This is a genomic window from Martinezella lusitana (assembly GCF_010668395.1).
Classification (GTDB): Bacteria; Pseudomonadota; Alphaproteobacteria; order Rhizobiales; family Rhizobiaceae; genus Rhizobium; species Rhizobium lusitanum_A.
The window spans coordinates 1-15,983 of record NZ_WUEY01000047.1; the positions used below are offsets into that span (position 1 = coordinate 1).

At 61.8% G+C, this 15,983-nt stretch carries 17 protein-coding genes and 1 tRNA gene; 11 read left to right on the forward strand and 7 right to left on the reverse strand.

The genetic code is table 11. The annotated features are described in order from the left end of the window. Positions 1 to 2 precede the first annotated feature (2 nt). Positions 3 to 407 carry a cytochrome o ubiquinol oxidase subunit IV gene (gene cyoD, locus GR212_RS36065; protein ID WP_163994841.1) on the forward strand — a complete coding sequence of 135 codons (405 nt, stop codon included), beginning with the start codon at positions 3 to 5 and terminating at the stop codon, positions 405 to 407. Positions 408 to 601: 194 nt separating this feature from the next. Then, positions 602 to 1,366, forward strand: a complete 765-nt coding sequence (locus tag GR212_RS36070) for an SURF1 family protein (protein ID WP_163994843.1) — start codon at positions 602 to 604, stop codon at positions 1,364 to 1,366. Positions 1,367 to 1,469: 103 nt separating this feature from the next. On the opposite strand, the gene GR212_RS36075 is transcribed toward GR212_RS36070, so the two are convergent. After that, positions 1,470 to 2,036: a histidine phosphatase family protein gene (locus tag GR212_RS36075; protein ID WP_163994845.1), complete on the reverse strand. Its 567-nt coding sequence runs from the start codon at positions 2,034 to 2,036 to the stop codon at positions 1,470 to 1,472. A gap of 228 nt (positions 2,037 to 2,264) precedes the next feature. On the opposite strand from GR212_RS36075, the gene GR212_RS36080 reads away from it, so the two are divergent. From GR212_RS36080 to GR212_RS36090, 3 genes are read left to right on the forward strand one after another with little or no spacing between them, the layout of a single operon-like run. After that, on the forward strand, positions 2,265 to 2,474 hold the full coding sequence (locus tag GR212_RS36080) for a CbtB domain-containing protein (protein WP_112801541.1): 210 nt from the start codon (positions 2,265 to 2,267) through the stop codon (positions 2,472 to 2,474). Positions 2,475 to 2,486: 12 nt separating this feature from the next. Beyond that, positions 2,487 to 3,227: a CbtA family protein gene (locus GR212_RS36085; RefSeq protein WP_163994847.1), complete on the forward strand. Its 741-nt coding sequence runs from the start codon at positions 2,487 to 2,489 to the stop codon at positions 3,225 to 3,227. Positions 3,228 to 3,261: 34 nt separating this feature from the next. Beyond that, the gene (locus GR212_RS36090) at positions 3,262 to 3,885 is read left to right on the forward strand and encodes a hypothetical protein (protein WP_163994849.1); all 624 of its coding nucleotides are present in this window, start codon (positions 3,262 to 3,264) and stop codon (positions 3,883 to 3,885) included. A gap of 59 nt (positions 3,886 to 3,944) precedes the next feature. Here the strand turns inward: GR212_RS36090 and GR212_RS37930 are convergent, their stop codons facing one another. Continuing rightward, positions 3,945 to 4,244, reverse strand: a complete 300-nt coding sequence (locus tag GR212_RS37930; RefSeq protein ID WP_432444438.1) for a GCG_CRPN prefix-to-repeats domain-containing protein — start codon at positions 4,242 to 4,244, stop codon at positions 3,945 to 3,947. 239 nt (positions 4,245 to 4,483) lie between these two features. Here GR212_RS37930 and GR212_RS36095 point away from each other — a divergent pair, with 239 nt between their 5' ends. Further along, positions 4,484 to 6,091: an inorganic phosphate transporter gene (locus tag GR212_RS36095; protein WP_163994851.1), complete on the forward strand. Its 1,608-nt coding sequence runs from the start codon at positions 4,484 to 4,486 to the stop codon at positions 6,089 to 6,091. Between the two features lie 198 nt (positions 6,092 to 6,289). Here the strand turns inward: GR212_RS36095 and GR212_RS36100 are convergent, their stop codons facing one another. The 4 genes from GR212_RS36100 to GR212_RS36115 all read right to left on the reverse strand — a co-directional run bounded on the left by GR212_RS36100 (position 6,290) and on the right by GR212_RS36115 (position 11,083). Then, entirely contained in the window at positions 6,290 to 6,739 is a 450-nt protein-coding gene (locus tag GR212_RS36100; protein WP_163994853.1) for a MucR family transcriptional regulator, read from the reverse strand. Positions 6,740 to 7,012: 273 nt separating this feature from the next. After that, the gene (locus GR212_RS36105) at positions 7,013 to 7,801 is read right to left on the reverse strand and encodes an EAL domain-containing protein (RefSeq protein ID WP_163994855.1); all 789 of its coding nucleotides are present in this window, start codon (positions 7,799 to 7,801) and stop codon (positions 7,013 to 7,015) included. Between the two features lie 335 nt (positions 7,802 to 8,136). Further along, complete coding sequence (locus tag GR212_RS36110; RefSeq protein ID WP_348643603.1) at positions 8,137 to 8,985, reverse strand: sugar phosphate isomerase/epimerase family protein; 849 nt, start codon at positions 8,983 to 8,985, stop codon at positions 8,137 to 8,139. 220 nt (positions 8,986 to 9,205) lie between these two features. Beyond that, entirely contained in the window at positions 9,206 to 11,083 is a 1,878-nt protein-coding gene (locus GR212_RS36115) for an adenine deaminase (RefSeq protein ID WP_163994857.1), read from the reverse strand. Between the two features lie 272 nt (positions 11,084 to 11,355). Between GR212_RS36115 and GR212_RS36120 the strand changes: the two genes are divergently transcribed. The 5 genes from GR212_RS36120 (at position 11,356) to GR212_RS36140 (ending at position 15,736) form a co-directional block, all read left to right on the forward strand. After that, a complete protein-coding gene (locus tag GR212_RS36120; RefSeq protein ID WP_163994859.1) occupies positions 11,356 to 12,393 on the forward strand; it encodes an ABC transporter substrate-binding protein in 1,038 nt (345 codons plus the stop codon). A 46-nt stretch (positions 12,394 to 12,439) separates the two neighbouring features. Then, positions 12,440 to 13,264: an ABC transporter permease gene (locus GR212_RS36125; protein ID WP_163994861.1), complete on the forward strand. Its 825-nt coding sequence runs from the start codon at positions 12,440 to 12,442 to the stop codon at positions 13,262 to 13,264. Between the two features lies 1 nt (position 13,265). Continuing rightward, complete coding sequence (locus GR212_RS36130) at positions 13,266 to 14,054, forward strand: ABC transporter permease (RefSeq protein WP_163994863.1); 789 nt, start codon at positions 13,266 to 13,268, stop codon at positions 14,052 to 14,054. Between the two features lie 6 nt (positions 14,055 to 14,060). Beyond that, entirely contained in the window at positions 14,061 to 15,119 is a 1,059-nt protein-coding gene (locus GR212_RS36135; protein ID WP_163994865.1) for an ATP-binding cassette domain-containing protein, read from the forward strand. Positions 15,120 to 15,202: 83 nt separating this feature from the next. Beyond that, the gene (locus tag GR212_RS36140; protein ID WP_163994867.1) at positions 15,203 to 15,736 is read left to right on the forward strand and encodes a cupin domain-containing protein; all 534 of its coding nucleotides are present in this window, start codon (positions 15,203 to 15,205) and stop codon (positions 15,734 to 15,736) included. Positions 15,737 to 15,856: 120 nt separating this feature from the next. Here the strand turns inward: GR212_RS36140 and GR212_RS36145 are convergent. Beyond that, positions 15,857 to 15,933, reverse strand: a tRNA-Met gene (locus GR212_RS36145). Positions 15,934 to 15,983 lie beyond the last annotated feature (50 nt).

Consider the following 15,983-nt stretch of genomic DNA (forward strand, 5'->3'; position numbering starts at 1 on the left):
GGATGAGCTCGAACTCAAGTCATTCGCATCCTTCCGCCGACGCCCACGGCCATGACCACCATGGCGGCCACGAGGCTGCACACGGCACCTTCAAGAGCTACATGACGGGGTTCGTCCTCTCCGTCATTCTGACCGCCATTCCCTTCTGGCTGGTCATGGGCAAGGTCTTCTCCGATCCGGCCGTCACCGGGGCGATCGTCATGATCTTCGGCGCGATCCAGATCGTCGTGCACATGATCTACTTCCTGCACATGAACACCCGCTCGGAGGGCGGCTGGAACATGATGGCGCTGATCTTCACCATCGTGATCGTCGTCATCGCGCTTTCCGGCTCGCTCTGGGTCATGCATCACCTCAACGCGAACATGATGCCCATGTCGCCCGAGATGATGCGCAACATGCCGTAAGACCGAAGGGTGGGCCTTTCGACGAAAGGCCCACCCTCTTCCCGGCGCATGTATCCCGCCGGACGCTGCAAGGCGCATTTTTGAGAATGCCTGAAATCGCAGCCAAAGTTTTCCAGACCACGCATGATCTTCACCAAAGAGAATTAAAGATCTCCCGAAATCATGCGCCAGCGCGTCCCCCGGAGACCAGCGCCATGACCGATATTTCCACGAGCACATCCCTTGGCAAGCCGCGCTCGACGCTTGTTCTCGCCATCTGGGTGCTGCTGCTTCTGCTCCTGACCGCCCTCCTCGTCGGGCTCGGCACCTGGCAGGTGGAGCGATTGCACTGGAAGCTGGATCTGATCGCCAGGGTCGATGCGCGCGTACATGCCCCGGCCGTTGCCGCTCCCGGCCCGGCGCAATGGGCTGACGTCAACGCCGAAAGCTCCGAATACAAGCATGTGCAGGCAAGCGGCACCTTCCTCAACGACAAGGAAACGCAGGTCTATGCCTCGACCGAACTTGGCCCGGGCTATTGGGTGCTGACACCGCTGAAGCTCGCCGACGGCACGATCGTCATCGTCAACCGCGGTTTCGTGCCGACCGAAAAGCGCAATCCGTCAACACGGCCCGAAGGCCAGATCGCGGCGGAGACCGGCATCACCGGCCTGCTGCGGATCAGCGAACCCAAGGGCACGCTGCTGCGCTCGAACGTACCGGCGGAAGACCGCTGGTATTCGCGTGACGTCGCCGCGATCGCGGAAAGCCGCGGCCTGCAGAACACGGCGCCCTATTTCATCGATGCGGACGATGCGAAGAATCCCGGCGGATTGCCGGTGGGAGGGCTGACGCAGATCAGCTTCCACAACAGCCATCTCGTCTACGCCATCACCTGGTACGGACTGGCCGTCATGACGCTCGGCATGGCCGTCTATCTCGTCTATTTCGAGCGGCAGCGGGCGAAGGCGAGCCGCTGATCCCCAGCGCCTTCCCACCTTTCCCCGATTCGCGAGAACGCTCTATCCTTTTGTTTCACGCAATTCCGGACCGAAAGCCGCCACGCACTTTTCCTGGGATTGCCTAAGCCGGCATCTTCGGAAAGCGAAGCTGCCAGCGCCGGCCGTCGCTCGTCATTTCGACGATGCCGAACGGCTCGATGTCGATTGCCCAGAAAGCCGCCGGCGGCACCTGCAGGACATGCAGAATAGCGGCCCGGATGACCGTTGCATGGGTGACGGCGACGGTATGGCCGGCGTCCCCGATGCGATGCCCCATCCACTCGGCCACGCGCCCTGCGACGGCCGACAGGGATTCCCCGCCATGGGGCGCCGCCGACAGATCCGTCATCCACAGGGCAAGCGAGCCCGGATCGCTGTCGTGGAGTTCGGTGAGCGATCGGCCTCGCCAATTGCCATAGTCGCATTCGCGCAAGGCAAGTTCCGGGCTCGCATCGAGACCAAGGACCGTTGCCGTCTGCCGGGCGCGCAGGGCCGGGCTCGTCCAGATCCGGTCGACCGCGCCGAGCCTGAAAGATGGCAGGTCATCGCGCTGCAACGCCTTGGCTTCCAGCGGCTCGTCATCCGGGAAACAACCCTTGCGATTGGCCTGGGTCGGCCCGTGGCAAATCCAGCTCAGGCGCGCTTTCATTCGATTTCATAACTCCATCGCTGTCGCGATTTCGCATCATGATGACGCTTGATTGACAACTATCTTCGCAGACAGATATAAACTCAGGCTTGCGGGTGTGGAAGCCGGTGAAATCCCGGCGCGGTCGCGCCACTGTAATCGACGGGCGGATACCGCCCCCAGAGAGTCAGACCCTTCCCGTAAGAACCCTTCCGTAATGGAACGCGCCTTTCTTAATGAGGGAATACAATGTCTGATACCGCTCTTGCACCTACCGCAATTCCGCAGCCGATTCCGCTCGGCCAAATCCTGCCATGGGCCATTTTCGCGGGCCTGCTGATGCTGCTGGCGATTTATTTCGTCGGCGCGGAAGAAGGCGCGACCTCGCTGATATCGGGCATGTACGTGCACGAATTCGTGCATGACGGCCGCCACCTGCTCGGCTTCCCCTGCCACTAAGGGAGCAATCACATGGTTGGACGTCTTTTGCTCCGCGGCATGATCGTCGGGGCCCTTGCGGGTATTCTCATTTTTGCTTTCGCCCACACCTTCGGCGAACCCCTGGTCGATTGGGCCATCGGCTTTGAAGAAAAGGCAGCCCAGGCTGCCGGCGAGGCGCCCGAGCCGGAAATCGTCAGCCGCGCCACGCAGGCGGGCATCGGTCTCTTCACCGGCATCATGGTCTATTCGACGGCGGTCGGCGGCTTGTTCGCGCTGGTCTTCTCCTTCGTCTACGGCCGCATCAGCCCGCTCGGCGCACGCGGCACGGCAGCGCTGCTCGCAATCGCCGCTTTCGTGACGATTTCGCTGGTTCCCGACATCAAATATCCGGCAAACCCGCCGGCCGTCGGCAATCCCGATACGATCGGCGCCAGAACCGAGCTGTTCTTCATCATGATCGTCGCATCCATCGTCGGCATGATCGTCGCCGTGGGCTTCGGCCGCCGGCTGGCGGCGCGTTACGGATCCTGGAACGGAGCGATCATCGCCGGCATCGGCTATATGGTCTTCGTCGCGCTGATCCAGTATCTGCTTCCGCCGATCAACGAAGTGCCGGAACAGTTCTCGGCCGTCGTGCTTTGGCGATTCCGCCTCACGTCGCTCGGGATGCACGTCATCCTGTGGACCACGCTCGGACTTGCTTTCGGAGCCTGGGCGGAACGCGAGCTGCCGCAGGTGCGCTATCGCAATGCGGCTCTGCGCCGGGCCTGAGATGCCACGCAACACAGCTCCCGCGCATGGTCACATGCGCGGGAAACGCCTGGGCGCAGGCGGCATATTGCTCGCGGTTCTCTGCCTTTTGCTGTCGGGCTGGCCGACAGCGGTTGCCGCCCATGGCGGCTCTTCCGGAAGCCAGGCCGGAATCCCGATACCATCTCTCACGCATGGCGAAATGGCCGTGATCGCGCCCTACTACGGGCGGATCGTCTCGCTTGCCGAGGATGTCTCCGACACCAATGAAACCTTCCGCCGTCTCCTGAATTTCGCACAGATCCAGCGTGCCTATTGCCTCTGGGGCCTGATGCCCGGCAGCGTCACCGACGAGGAAAGCCCGTTCAACGAATGTTCGCATGCCTATCTGGCGGCGGCGAAAGCCATATTGCTTGAGATGCGAACGATGAAGGGGAAGAAGGCATCGGTGGACGATCTCGTCTCCGATATCGACGCTTCGCTCGTTCGCAACAACCTCTCGCTCGTCCTCTGCAAGTTCAGCGGCGAAAGCTTCAACACCGCCGATCTCATCCGTCCGAAACCCGCCGATATCCTGATGCACGCGAAAAGCCTCATGGCCATTCTGTCGGCCACGGTCGTCATGATCGCGGGATTGTGGTTTGCCGCACGCGCGTTGCGGACAGCGCCGCAATCATAAGAAAACACCGCCACTCGATGTGGCGGTGCTTGTCATTTTACCAATAGAATGGCGGCTACTCACCAGTAGCGCGGGCGATCACGCCAACCGTCATCGCGCCAATGGCGACGATGGTCACGCCAGCCCCAGGGTGGCGGCGGTGGCGGTCGATAGTAGCCCCAACGCCGAGGCGGCGGGCCCCAACGATTCGGACGGCAATCACCCCAACGCGTCACATGGCGGCCGCGGCCGCAGGTATAGTCAACTTTCACGACCGGCACGGAGGCCGTTGTCCCGACGGCGGGAACAGGCATTGCCTCCGCCGAAGTCACAGCCAGGCTGCCAAGCAAGACAGCGATGGCAATCATGGACGATCTCATCTTGATGGTCCCTTATCCAAGTCCCTTACAAGCGGGATTTAAACCTTGAGCGCATGAACGCCGCCTGAACCGAAAAAGGCGTTTTGGCGGCGAAATCAAGATGGGCGCGAACTCATATCCGCGACCGAAAATGCTTCTGTTGCCGGTATTTACGGGCGACCGCAACTTACTCGCGCGTCACGAGAGTTTCATGAACGAGGCTTACACCGGAAATATCACTTTCAATAAAGGAGCTCGGGATGGTCGACCTCGTTTCAAACAGCTCGGAGGGTGGTAATGCCAATCACCCGATTCACGGTGCCAGCGGCTCGGCGAAGTGGTTTTTGCCAATCTTCGGCATCGTCGTCCTCGGCGGCCTGGCTTATGTCGGCTACGCCCTCGGCAGCGACCTCGCCGACGCGGCCACTGTTCCGTGGATCCTGCTCGGCCTGGCATTGCTGATCGCGCTCGGTTTCGAATTCGTCAACGGCTTTCACGATACCGCCAACGCCGTTGCCACCGTCATCTACACCCGCTCGCTGCCGGCTGAATTTGCCGTCATCTGGTCCGGCTTCTTCAACTTCCTCGGCGTTTTGACCTCGTCCGGCGCCGTTGCCTTCGGCATCCTCGCCCTCCTGCCGGTCGAATTGATCCTGCAGGTCGGCTCCGGCTCGGGCCTTGCCATGGTCTTCGCCCTCCTGATCGCCGCGATCATATGGAACCTCGGCACCTGGTATCTGGGCCTGCCGGCCTCGAGCTCGCACACGCTTGTCGGCTCCATCATCGGTGTCGGCCTTGCCAACCAGTTCCTGGCGCCCGCCGGCTCCGCCACCAGCGGCGTCGACTGGTCGCAGGCAACCAGCGTGGGCATGTCGCTGCTGCTCTCGCCGATCATCGGCTTCGGCATGGCAGCCGTCCTGCTGCTGGTCGCCAAGGTGCTGATCCGCAACAAGGAGCTCTACGAAGCACCGAAGGGCGACGCGCCGCCGCCGGCTTGGATCCGAGGCCTGCTGATCTTCACCTGCACCGGCGTCAGCTTCGCCCACGGCTCGAATGACGGCCAGAAGGGCATGGGCCTGATCATGCTCATCCTCATCGGCCTCGTGCCGACGGCCTTCGCGCTGAACCGTACGCCCGACGTCAACTATCTCGAAGCCTACAAGGCCGCTTCGGCGCAGGTCGAGACCGTGCTCGGCAAGTATGTGAAGCCGGGCGTCACGGCACCGGCCGATGCGAAGGCTGCCGTCAGCGATGCGGTAAAGACCAAGACCTGGACGGATGCAACGACACCGGCGCTGCAGGCCTATATCCACGCCACCAGCGCCGAGATCGCCGCCTATCCGAGTGTCGAGAAGCTGCCGAACGGGCTCGTCGGCAACGTTCGTAACGACATCTACCTCATCGGCGAATCGCTGAAGCTGATCGACAAGCAGAAGCTGCTGCCGATGGGCGACGACGACCTGAAGGCCGTGACCAACTATCACGCCGCCGTCGATCACGCGACCAAGTTCATCCCGCTCTGGGTGAAGGTTGCCGTCGCGCTGGCGCTCGGGCTCGGCACCATGGTCGGCTGGAAGCGCATCGTCGTGACGGTCGGCGAAAAAATCGGCAAGACGCACCTGACCTATGGCCAGGGTGCGGCCGCCGAAGTGGTCGCCATGCTGACGATCGGCGCGGCCGATCACCTCGGCCTGCCGGTTTCGACCACGCACGTCCTGTCCTCCGGTGTCGCCGGCACCATGGCGGCGAACGGTTCCGGCCTGCAATGGTCGACCGTGCGCAACATGCTGATGGCCTGGATCCTGACGCTTCCGGCCTCCATCGCGCTCGCCTTCGTGCTGTTCCTCGTTCTGCGCCAGGTTTTCTGACCGCTCGGCGGCATCCCCCCGGAAGCCTCAAGACAAAAATGGCGCCCCTTGCAGGGCGCCATTTTTGTTGCAGCGCTCGTGCCGGCAAACGGCATGGCGGCAAGCATGCAATCTCTTCACATGCGGCCAACACAAGTTTCCTCATGGAGTGCCGAAGCAATCGCACGCGGGAATGTGCTCGGCTTTTCTGAAAGCGTTCTAGCCGACGCTTTCCTTCTTGCCGCCATTGGCGCCGAGGCCGGAAATCTTGGCCAGCTCCGAACGGCGGTTGGCATAGTTCTCGGCAACCATCGGATAGTTGGGCGCCAGCCCCCATTTCTGCCGGTATTCGTCCGGCGTCATGCCGTAGTGAACGCGCAAATGGCGCTTCAAGGTCTTGAAGCGTTTACCGTCTTCAAGGCAGACGATGTAGTCGCTCGTTACCGATTTCTTCAGATCCACGGCCGGCACCGGATTGCCGCGATTGATGACGGAAACGGGGTCCTCCAGCGTCTGCAGCGCCTGATGAATATCCTTGATCAGCCGGGAAAGGCCAGCAACCGGGATCGTATTGTGACTGACATAGGCCGAAGCGATCTTTGCGCAGCCGTCGAGCAGGAAGTGTTTCTTCGATGAAGCGGGGTCTTTTCTCTCGCTGAAAGAATCCATGATCTTTTTCCGGATCTCATTTGGTTCCTCGTGCGCCGCCCCGCTCGAATTGCATTATGGGCGACGTCCGCTGCCGGACGTCACGCCGTCTTGAATTGCGCCGTCTACGGCGCGCGATCCCCTATTCAAATACCGGGACAGACTGCGTTCGCAGTCACAACCGGCAATCTTTCATTCCATAGTCCGCGCTTGCCGCAGAGGCCAACGAGCGGCATACCGAAGGCGCTCTCAAGTCGCGCCGCGGAAACCTCACAGGCCGATGCGCAGGAACGCTCATCCCAATCCTCGCAGAACGATCTTCCGCCTGCGGCGTCGAAGCTGCGCCAGTGAAACGGGCTTCGACAGAAGGAAGCCCTGCACATGCGTTGCCCCGGCCTCTCGCGCCGCTTCGAGCTGAGCGCTTGTTTCGATGCCCTCGACGACGACAAAGGGGGCAAAGCAGGACGCGAAGCCAACGAGATGGGAGAGGCTGTCGCTGCCGTCCCGGCTGCGCCTGTTATCCCTAATAAAGGCCGCATCGATCTTGACGATATCGGCGGCGACCCGCAGCAGCGATGCCGGCGTGGCAAAGCCGGCCCCGAAATCGTCTATCGCGATGCGACAGCCGAGTTCACGGATCATCTTTATGCGCTCGATGGCAGCGCCGACGAGCGGATAGCTTTCCGTGATCTCGACCATCAGCCGGGAAGTAAGCTCCGGCTGACGGGTAATGCGGCTGAAGACATCGGCAAACCGCTCGGGGCGCGACAAGCTGGCGGCGGAGAGATTGAAACCCAGAACAAGCGTCTTATCCGCGACGAGGTCCGAAAGCACCATGTCGAGAATGCGCAGATCGAGATCGAACCAGCGGTCCTGCCGTTCAAGGAGCGCGACGAATGTGCCGGCCGTGTGCACTACTCCATCCGAATCCTTCACGCGCGCCAGGCTTTCCGCATAGAACACGTCGGCAACGTCCTTTGCGTCGTGGATCCACTGGGCTGCAAAACCCAGGCCACCCTCGGCAATCGCCTTTAAGATCAGGGCGCCATGCCCCTCTTCCCCGCGGCTTGCACTACCGTTCATCAAACCTCCCTTCGTCAGGGAATTGGCCGTCGATGTCTCTCCGGAGACTGAAAGCGATGACTGGAAGCTGTGTGCGTGGCTCCGAAGCATCGGATTTCCCGTGCCTAGAATCCGCTTCTTCCATCTTCCAGACACCCTTAAACCTCGTGTCACCGAGGTTCCTTTCACAGAAGCCGGAGATATCGCGCCGAAGATTATAGTCAACCCGGCACAGCGCGTCGACGAAACTATTATTTAGTTGCCATTAATACAGAAACTGACAAGTATTTGCAAAAATCAATCTACGCGCCCTTTCCCCGATACAGCTAAACTCAAATATCCATGAGCTTCAACAGCTATTTGTCGTGTCGTGCCGGCAACCACCATTTGTTATGCCGAGCCGCCTGTAGAGCCTGATCCAGCGGCGGCAATTCGGCATGCCACAATCTCTCCCACTCCAGGCTGATCACGCCGGCATAGCCATCGGCGGCAAGTACGGCGGCGAGAGCGGCCATGGGGAACTCGCCGCTGCCCGGCACCACGTAGCTGTATGGCAGTCTCGGGCCTGCCCTGGAGACACTGTCCTTGACGTGAAGATGCCGCGTATTGCGCCGGACCATATTCCAGGTCGCGACGGGATCCTGCCCGCCCTTGCGCCACGTATGATGCGTATCCCAGAGCAATGCGCAATCGGGCGCCATCTCCAGGAAACGGCCGATCGCGTCGGGGTAGGCAAGAAGATCATGCGTCTCGATGACCATCTCGGCCTGGAAGCCCTCGCGCCTTGCTGTTTCCCGCCACCATTCCAGCGTGGCCAGCGCCTCGGCGAATTCGCCTTCGTCGCCGGTTTCACCGCCGTCGAAAACCCGCAGCGACGTGACACCGGCAGCCTCAGCCCAGGGAAGGTAACGCAGGAACTCTTCCTTCGTCTCCGGTGTCGCCCCGACGAGGCGCAGCGAGGTGTCGAAGGCGCATACGCCTACGGGAGACGCTTTCAGCGCCTTGGCGAGGCCGGCCGGAGAGCCGAACCTTTCGGTGAAATAGGCGACCAGATCGATCGTGCCGCCAAGGGCGCGGATTTCGATGGCGTCGACTCCATGGCGCGCCGCCAGTGCGAGGGCCTCGTCCAATTCAAGATCCGCACATCCCAGCGTGGAAAATGCCGACGTTACCGGCGGCATATCGTTGTCAACGGCAGTCACCACGGCTTCCTCCGTCGGTTTCGGATATGGACCACGCCGCGCGAAGACGGGTGCGCCTCAGCCGTTCGCGCGCGGCCCGAAGCAAGTAACCAAACGGATAATTAAGGAAGCAGCCTCGGGCGTCAAGGGCCGATGATCCGCTCAATCATGAGCCGATCTTCCATCTTATTAGCGCTCAGCGGGTCGATGTCCGGAATATCCCTATCCCGAGAACGGATATCCCCTACCAGACGATGGGATGCGTTTCACCGGTCGCAACGTTGACAAACCCGTCCGGCGCCCTTTCGGACGGCGCGACCAGAACCCAGCGCCAGGGTGCGCAGGTGAGCGTCGCAAAGGAGAGACGCTCGGGAAAGCCCGGCCACCAGCGGGGCGAGAACGTCGGCTCGTACATCCAGTCGATCTCGGCTCCGGCCTTATACAGCGCCTGCATTTCCGCATCCAGCGCTTCGGCCGATCGTGCCGTCATCAACCCGCCGACTTCATAACGAACGCGGGCAACGACCTTGCCCCCCGATACCAGCACCCAGCCGCCCTGCTGCTCCTCGAGCGCGTTGACGACCATCGCCATGGCGGCGTCGGAGGAACCCACGACCCAGATATTGTGCTTGTCGTGGCCGAGCGTCGCGCCAAGCGCGGTGTCCGGCGTGCGCGGTCCCGTGCCCAGCCAGAACATGCGGGCGACCTTGGCCTCGCCGGAAAAGCGGTCGACGATGGCAAATTTCGTGACGTTGCGGTCGGAATCGCGCTGGACGGCGCCATCGCTGACGGGCAGGTCCATGGTGATGAAATCGTCGGCCCAGTGGAACGGCCGCAGCAGCGCCGCCTTTGCCGTGGCGGTTTCCGCCGGAGCGGCAATGCGGAAATCGTCCGCCGTGACGACCCTGTCGATCCGAACCGTCTTCGTCGCCCAATCCGGCCAGTCGATCTCAGGCCGGACGCCGACGAAGGTCTTGCCCTCTGACGCCGGCCTGCCATCGGCCCAGACCTTGGCGATCGACAGCGTCTTTACATCGTCCAGCAGCACGATATCCGCGAAGCGCCCCGGCGCGATCGAGCCGACCCACGGTGTCAGGCGCATGTGCCGGGCGGGATTGATCGTCACGCACTGGATGGCGATTTCAGGCGCCAGCCCGTTCTCGATCGCAAGCCGGACATTATGATCCGTAGCGCCCATTTTCAGCGTATCGCTGGCGCTGCGATCGTCGGTGACGAAAGCGAACTGCGACCAATCGGACAAGCCTTTCTCAATCAGCCCCTTGATGACCTCGGGCAGGGAATGCGGCCTCAGTTCGATGAACAGGCCGTGCGTCAGCTTTTCCCAGATCTCGTCAAGGAACCAGCCTTCGTGATCGGAGGCCAGGCCGGCGCCGGCAAAAGCATTGATCGACGGCAGATCGCGCAGGCCCGCGCCATGCCCTTCGACGACGCCGCGCTGCTCGAAAGTCGCGCGGATCATGCCCCACAGGCGATCGTAAGCCGGATTCTCCGGATTACTGACCGAGGGCCAGTCCATGACCTCGTCGAGGCCGGCGACCATCAGGCTTTCGCCCAGAAAGGACTTCTGCTCGTCATAGCCGAAATGGCCGCCGCCCCACTCATAAGCGGTCGGCGGCACGGCCGATCCCGGCAGAGGGAATATCTTCATCGGCGATCCGCGGCGACGCGCTTCCAGCCAGAATTCCAGATTGCGGGCGCCATTCACATTGGAAAACTCGTGGCTCGCCTCGCAGGTCCAGGTGGCGCCATGCGGCATGACCAGGGCCGCTTCCCATTCCGGCGTCAGATGCGAGCTTTCGATATGCTTGTGCGCCTCGCCGAAGCCGGGAACGGCGGCAAGGTCCGGCTCGTGCACACGCTCGCTCACCTCTCCCTCGTAGCTGCCGGCGGGGCCGACATAGGCGATCCGCCTGCCCTTGATGACGATTTCCTGATCCTCGAGCCAGGCGCGGCTATGCACGTCCAGCAGCCGGCCGACGCGCAGCAGCCGGTCGGCCGGACGGCGGCCGAGCGCGGTCAGCGTCAGATCCTGACGGATCAGCACTTCGTCCGCCGCATTGATAAGCAGATCGTCGGGGAGATTTATTATCGGGGATGTCATGGGAAGCATGCCTGCAGGAAATTCGATCAGCCGAGGGTAGAGACGGCAAACCTGCATGTAAAGCGGCTTCGCTTGTTTACGCCGAGCCGAATGATCTCAAAGGTTTGCAACAGCGCGGCGCTGCAACGCAGCGACGCGGATATTTCATCCCATCAAAGGCAGAAACTGCCACCCTGCCCATTCGTTGGGCTTGTAAAGCCGCTGCTCGAAAAATAGTATCCTGCAAGCTTGAAGCATATGTCGGATTTCATTGACCAAAAAGGATTTCGAGAATGAAAGGCCTCACACTTGCCCGCGCAGCGGGATTCGCGATTCTCGCCGCGGCAACCGCCGCACCGGCCTACGCCCAGGCAAAGACGCTGACCGTTTCCTGGTGGGGCTATAACGGCGAGAAGATGCAGGCCAACATCATCGAGCCGTTCAAGAAGATCTGCGGCTGCGACGTCGTCTTCGAAACCGGCAACAATGCCGACCGCCTCAACAAGCTGAAACTGCGCGGCGGCAAGGGCGTCGATGTCATCTATCTCACGGACAGCTATTCGCAGCTCGGCATCCAGCAGGGTCTCTTCCAGGAAGTCGACCGCAGCAAGATCCCGAACCTTGCCGATCTCTACGATATCGCCAAGGCACCGCAGGGCAATTACGGCCCCGCCTACACGATCGGCCGCGTGGGCATCGTCTACGATACGGCAAAGGTGAACCCGCCGATCACCTCCTGGAACGATCTCTGGCGCGACGACCTGAAGGGCGCCGTTTCGCTGCCCGGCATCACCACGACAGGCGGGCCGCTGACGGTGATCGAAGCCGGCAAGCATGCCGGCGTCGATCCCTATACCGATGCCGACAAGGCCTTTGAAGCCATCGAGGCGCTGAAGCCGAACGTGACCAAGAACTACAACACCGGCTCCGAGCTGGTGAACCTGATCTCGACAGGCGAGGCCAAAGTGTCGATGACACAGGATTTTGTTCTGACATCGCTGCAATCAGCCGTTCCGACGATGGCCTGGGCCAATCTCAAGGAAGGCGATATCGCCGTCCTCAATACGGTCAATATTCCGAAGGGCTCGGAAAACGTCGAGCTGGCCCACCAGTTCATCAACTTCATCCTGTCGAAGGACGTGCAGCAGGCGGAAGCCGAACAGGGCGTCGACGCTCCGGTCTCGACCAAGGTGGTGCTGCCCCCCGAAAAGGCGAAGCTCTGGACCTATGGCGCCGATATGATCGCCAAGCTCAGCCGCATCGACTATGCGAAGCTGATCGACGCGCAGTCGGACTGGGTCGACCGCTGGAACGAGATCTTCGGCATGTAACAGGGCGTGCCGCAGGCTTTTGCGGCATCCTCACGGAATTTAGTTGATGAAGCATCTGATGAAATGGGGTTTGGCGACGCCGGCGATCCTGGCCGTGACGCTCTTCCTGCTCGTTCCCGTGATCATTACGATCGCGGCGACCTTCGGCGAACCCAAGGGGATATTTTCCCCCTATGTCGCCTTCTTCGCCAGCGGCTTTCGCCGCACGGTGCTCTACAGGACGATCGAGATTGCGCTGATTACCACGGCCATCTCGCTGATCATCGGCTTCATCGCCGCCTACGTGATCGCGCAGATGCCGGGCCGCGCCAAGAGCCTGATGATCATCGCCGCCGTCTTTCCGCTATTGACCGGCGTGGTGGTGCGCTCCTTCGCCTGGCTGATCATTCTCGGCAAGAACGGCATTCTCAACACCATCCTGCTGTCCATCGGCGTGATCGGCGAGCCGCTCTCGATGCTCTATACCGAGGGCTCGGTGATCGTCGCGATGGTCTATCTTTTCGTGCCGCTGATGATCCTGACCCTCGTCGGCGTGCTCGAGGGCATACCGCAGGATCTCATCCAGGCGGCGACCTCGCTGGGCGCCACGCCGGCCGCGACGTTCCGGCAGGTCATCCTGCCGCTCGCCACGCCAGGCCTCATCGTCGGCGCCGTTCTTGTCTTCACCGGCAGCTTCACCTCCTATGCCACGCCGCAATTGCTCGGCGGCGAGAAGCAGATGATGATGGGCACCTTTCTCTATCAGCGCGCCATGGTCACCTTCGACTGGGTCGGCGCCTCGACGATTGCCGCCATCATGGTCGTCGTGACGATCGGTATCGTCGCGCTCATGAGCCGCCTGGCACGGCGCCTCAACCCGATGGCGGTGTGACATGGCAAAATCGGTCCACCCGGCACTCGTCGCCTTCACGGCTCTTATCTTCCTGTTCCTGCTGGCGCCTCTCGTCATCATCATCGGCGCGGCCTTCAGCGACACGACCTACCTCACCTTCCCGCCGCGAGGCCTGACGCTGCACTGGTTCTGGAACATCTTCGAAATCGAGGCTTTCCGCACGACGGCAGTCACCAGCCTGGAGCTCGCCTTCCTCGGGACCGCGCTGTCGCTGCTGATCGGCATCCCAGCCGCCTATGCCATCAGCCGGTACAGGGTCGAGCTGCCCCGCTGGCTGTCGACGCTGTTCGTCCTTCCGATCCTCGTTCCGGAAATCGTCTTCGGCTTCTCGTTGATGAAATCGATCACCATCGGGCTCGATCTTCCGATCTTCCCGAGCCTGCTGATCGGCCATGCGCTCTTGGTGCTGCCCTATTCGGTTCGCGTCGTCAGCGCCAGCCTCGCGAGCTTCGATTTCTCGATCGAGGAGGCGGCAATCAGCCTGGGCTGCCCGCCCTTGAAGACCTTTTTGACGGTGGTGCTGCCGAATATCCGTGCCGGCGTCATCGCCGCCTTCATTCTCGCCTTCATCACCTCGATCAACGACGTCTCGGTCTCGGTCTTCCTGACCGGCCCCGGCATCTCCACCCTTCCCATCCAGATCCTCGCCCATATGGAGCAGTTCTTCGACCCGACCATCGCCTCGGTTTCCGTGCTGCTGATGCTCGTGACCGTCGCCGTCATGGCGATCGTCGAGGCGACCCTGGGCCTAACCTTCCTGACAAAGTAGCCGCCCGTGACCGTATCGCTCTCCATCGATTCCATCAGCGCCCACTACGGCAAGACAGCCGTATTGCAGGATCTTTCGCTTTCCGTCGCGGCTGGCGAACTCGTCTCGCTGCTCGGCTCCAGCGGCTGCGGCAAGACGACGACGTTGCGGCTCGTCGCCGGCTTCCTGCAACCGACAAGCGGCACCATCAAGCTCGGCGATCGCAACCTGACGACGCTGCCGGCGCATGCCAGGGATATCGGCCTGGTATTCCAGAACTACGCGCTGTTTCCGCATCTGACCGTGCTCGAAAACGTCGCCTTCGGCCTGAAGCAGCGCCGCATCCCGACACAGGAACGGCGGAAAAAGGCTGCGGCTATGCTCGAGCGCGTCGGACTTTCCGGCCTCGGCGACCGCCTGCCCTCGGCGCTTTCCGGCGGCCAGAAGCAGCGCGTGGCGCTGGCGCGCGCGCTCGTCATCGAACCGCCGCTCCTGATGTTCGATGAGCCGCTCTCCAATCTCGACGCCAAGCTCAGGGTCGACATGCGCGTGGAAATCCGCCAGCTGCAGCGCGCCAACGGCACGACCTCGCTTTACGTGACGCACGATCAGGAGGAAGCCTTCTCGATCTCGGATCGCGTCGCCATCATGAATGCCGGCCGCATCATGCAGCTCGATACGCCCGAAGTCCTTTACCGCAAGCCCGCCAACAGCTTCGTCGCCCGGTTCGTCGGCTTCGAAAACCTGCTGCCGCTGCGGGTCGTGGAGCGGCAGGGCGCCCTCATCACGGCAGAGGCCGCGGGCGGCGCGAGGATCGCGCTATCGCAGGACGGCTTCGGCCCTGTTCCGGACAGCTTCGTCCTTGGCTGCCGCGCGGATGGATTGTCGGTTCGGCGCGAAGGGGCCGGCTTGCCGGCTGTTCTGGGAACACGAACCTATCTCGGCCGTGCCTATCAGTATCAATGCGAAACTGCGGCCGGCAGCATCGTCGCCAATGGCCCCTTGTCGGAGCCGCTGGCTGCCGGCGATACCGCGATGCTGGTGCCTGTTCCCGAGCAATGCTGCATTCTCGCCGCGGAGGAATAAGGGCAGAAGGCCGCATAACGTGTCATCGCTTATCTGGTAAGATGTGCTTTCCGCTCATGACGACGATCATCCGGAGGCTTGAAATGAGCACAGCTGGCGAGACCAACCCACCGATTCCCGACGACGACCTCGATCGTTCATTGACGATCGCCGATCCCGACGGCCCCGACATGCGCCATGTGTCCGTTGCCGGCGGCATCTATACGATACTCGTATCCGGTTCAGAGACGAACGGGCGCTATTGCCTGATCGAAATGCTCGTACCCGATGGCGGCGGCCCACCACCGCACAGGCACGATTTCGAGGAGATGTTCTTCCTGCTCGAAGGCGAGCTCGAGTTCACGTTTCGCGGTCAATCCCGGACCGTACGGGCGGGATCGACCGTCAATGTCCCCGCCAATGCACCGCATTCCTTCAAGAACATGTCAGGCAAGACCGCGCGGATGCTGTGCATGTGCACGCCTGCAGGGCAGGAGGATTTTTTCGCCGCAGTCGGCTTTCCCCTCAAGAGCCGGGCGTCGCAACCGCCGAAGCCCAGCCGGGAGGAATTGGAAGAGAAGAGGAAGCTGGTTTCGGCTCTGCTGCCGAGATATCGGACGGTGATTGTGGAGGGGTAAGGTCAGCGTCGACGCGCATCTGTCCCTTGAGGCTTCACCCTTGCTACCTTTGCGCTTTGGTGTTGGCGCGAGTGCCCGTGCCCGTGCCAGCGCTATATATTGGTGGATTATGGAAGTATTTGGTTGCGGGGGCAGGATTTGAACCTGCGGCCTTCAGGTTATGAGCCTGACGAGCTACCGGGCTGCTCCACCCCGCGTTACCAACGTAAACCCGAAGGGTTTATCGTCTCAGCGCAAATCGCCATGC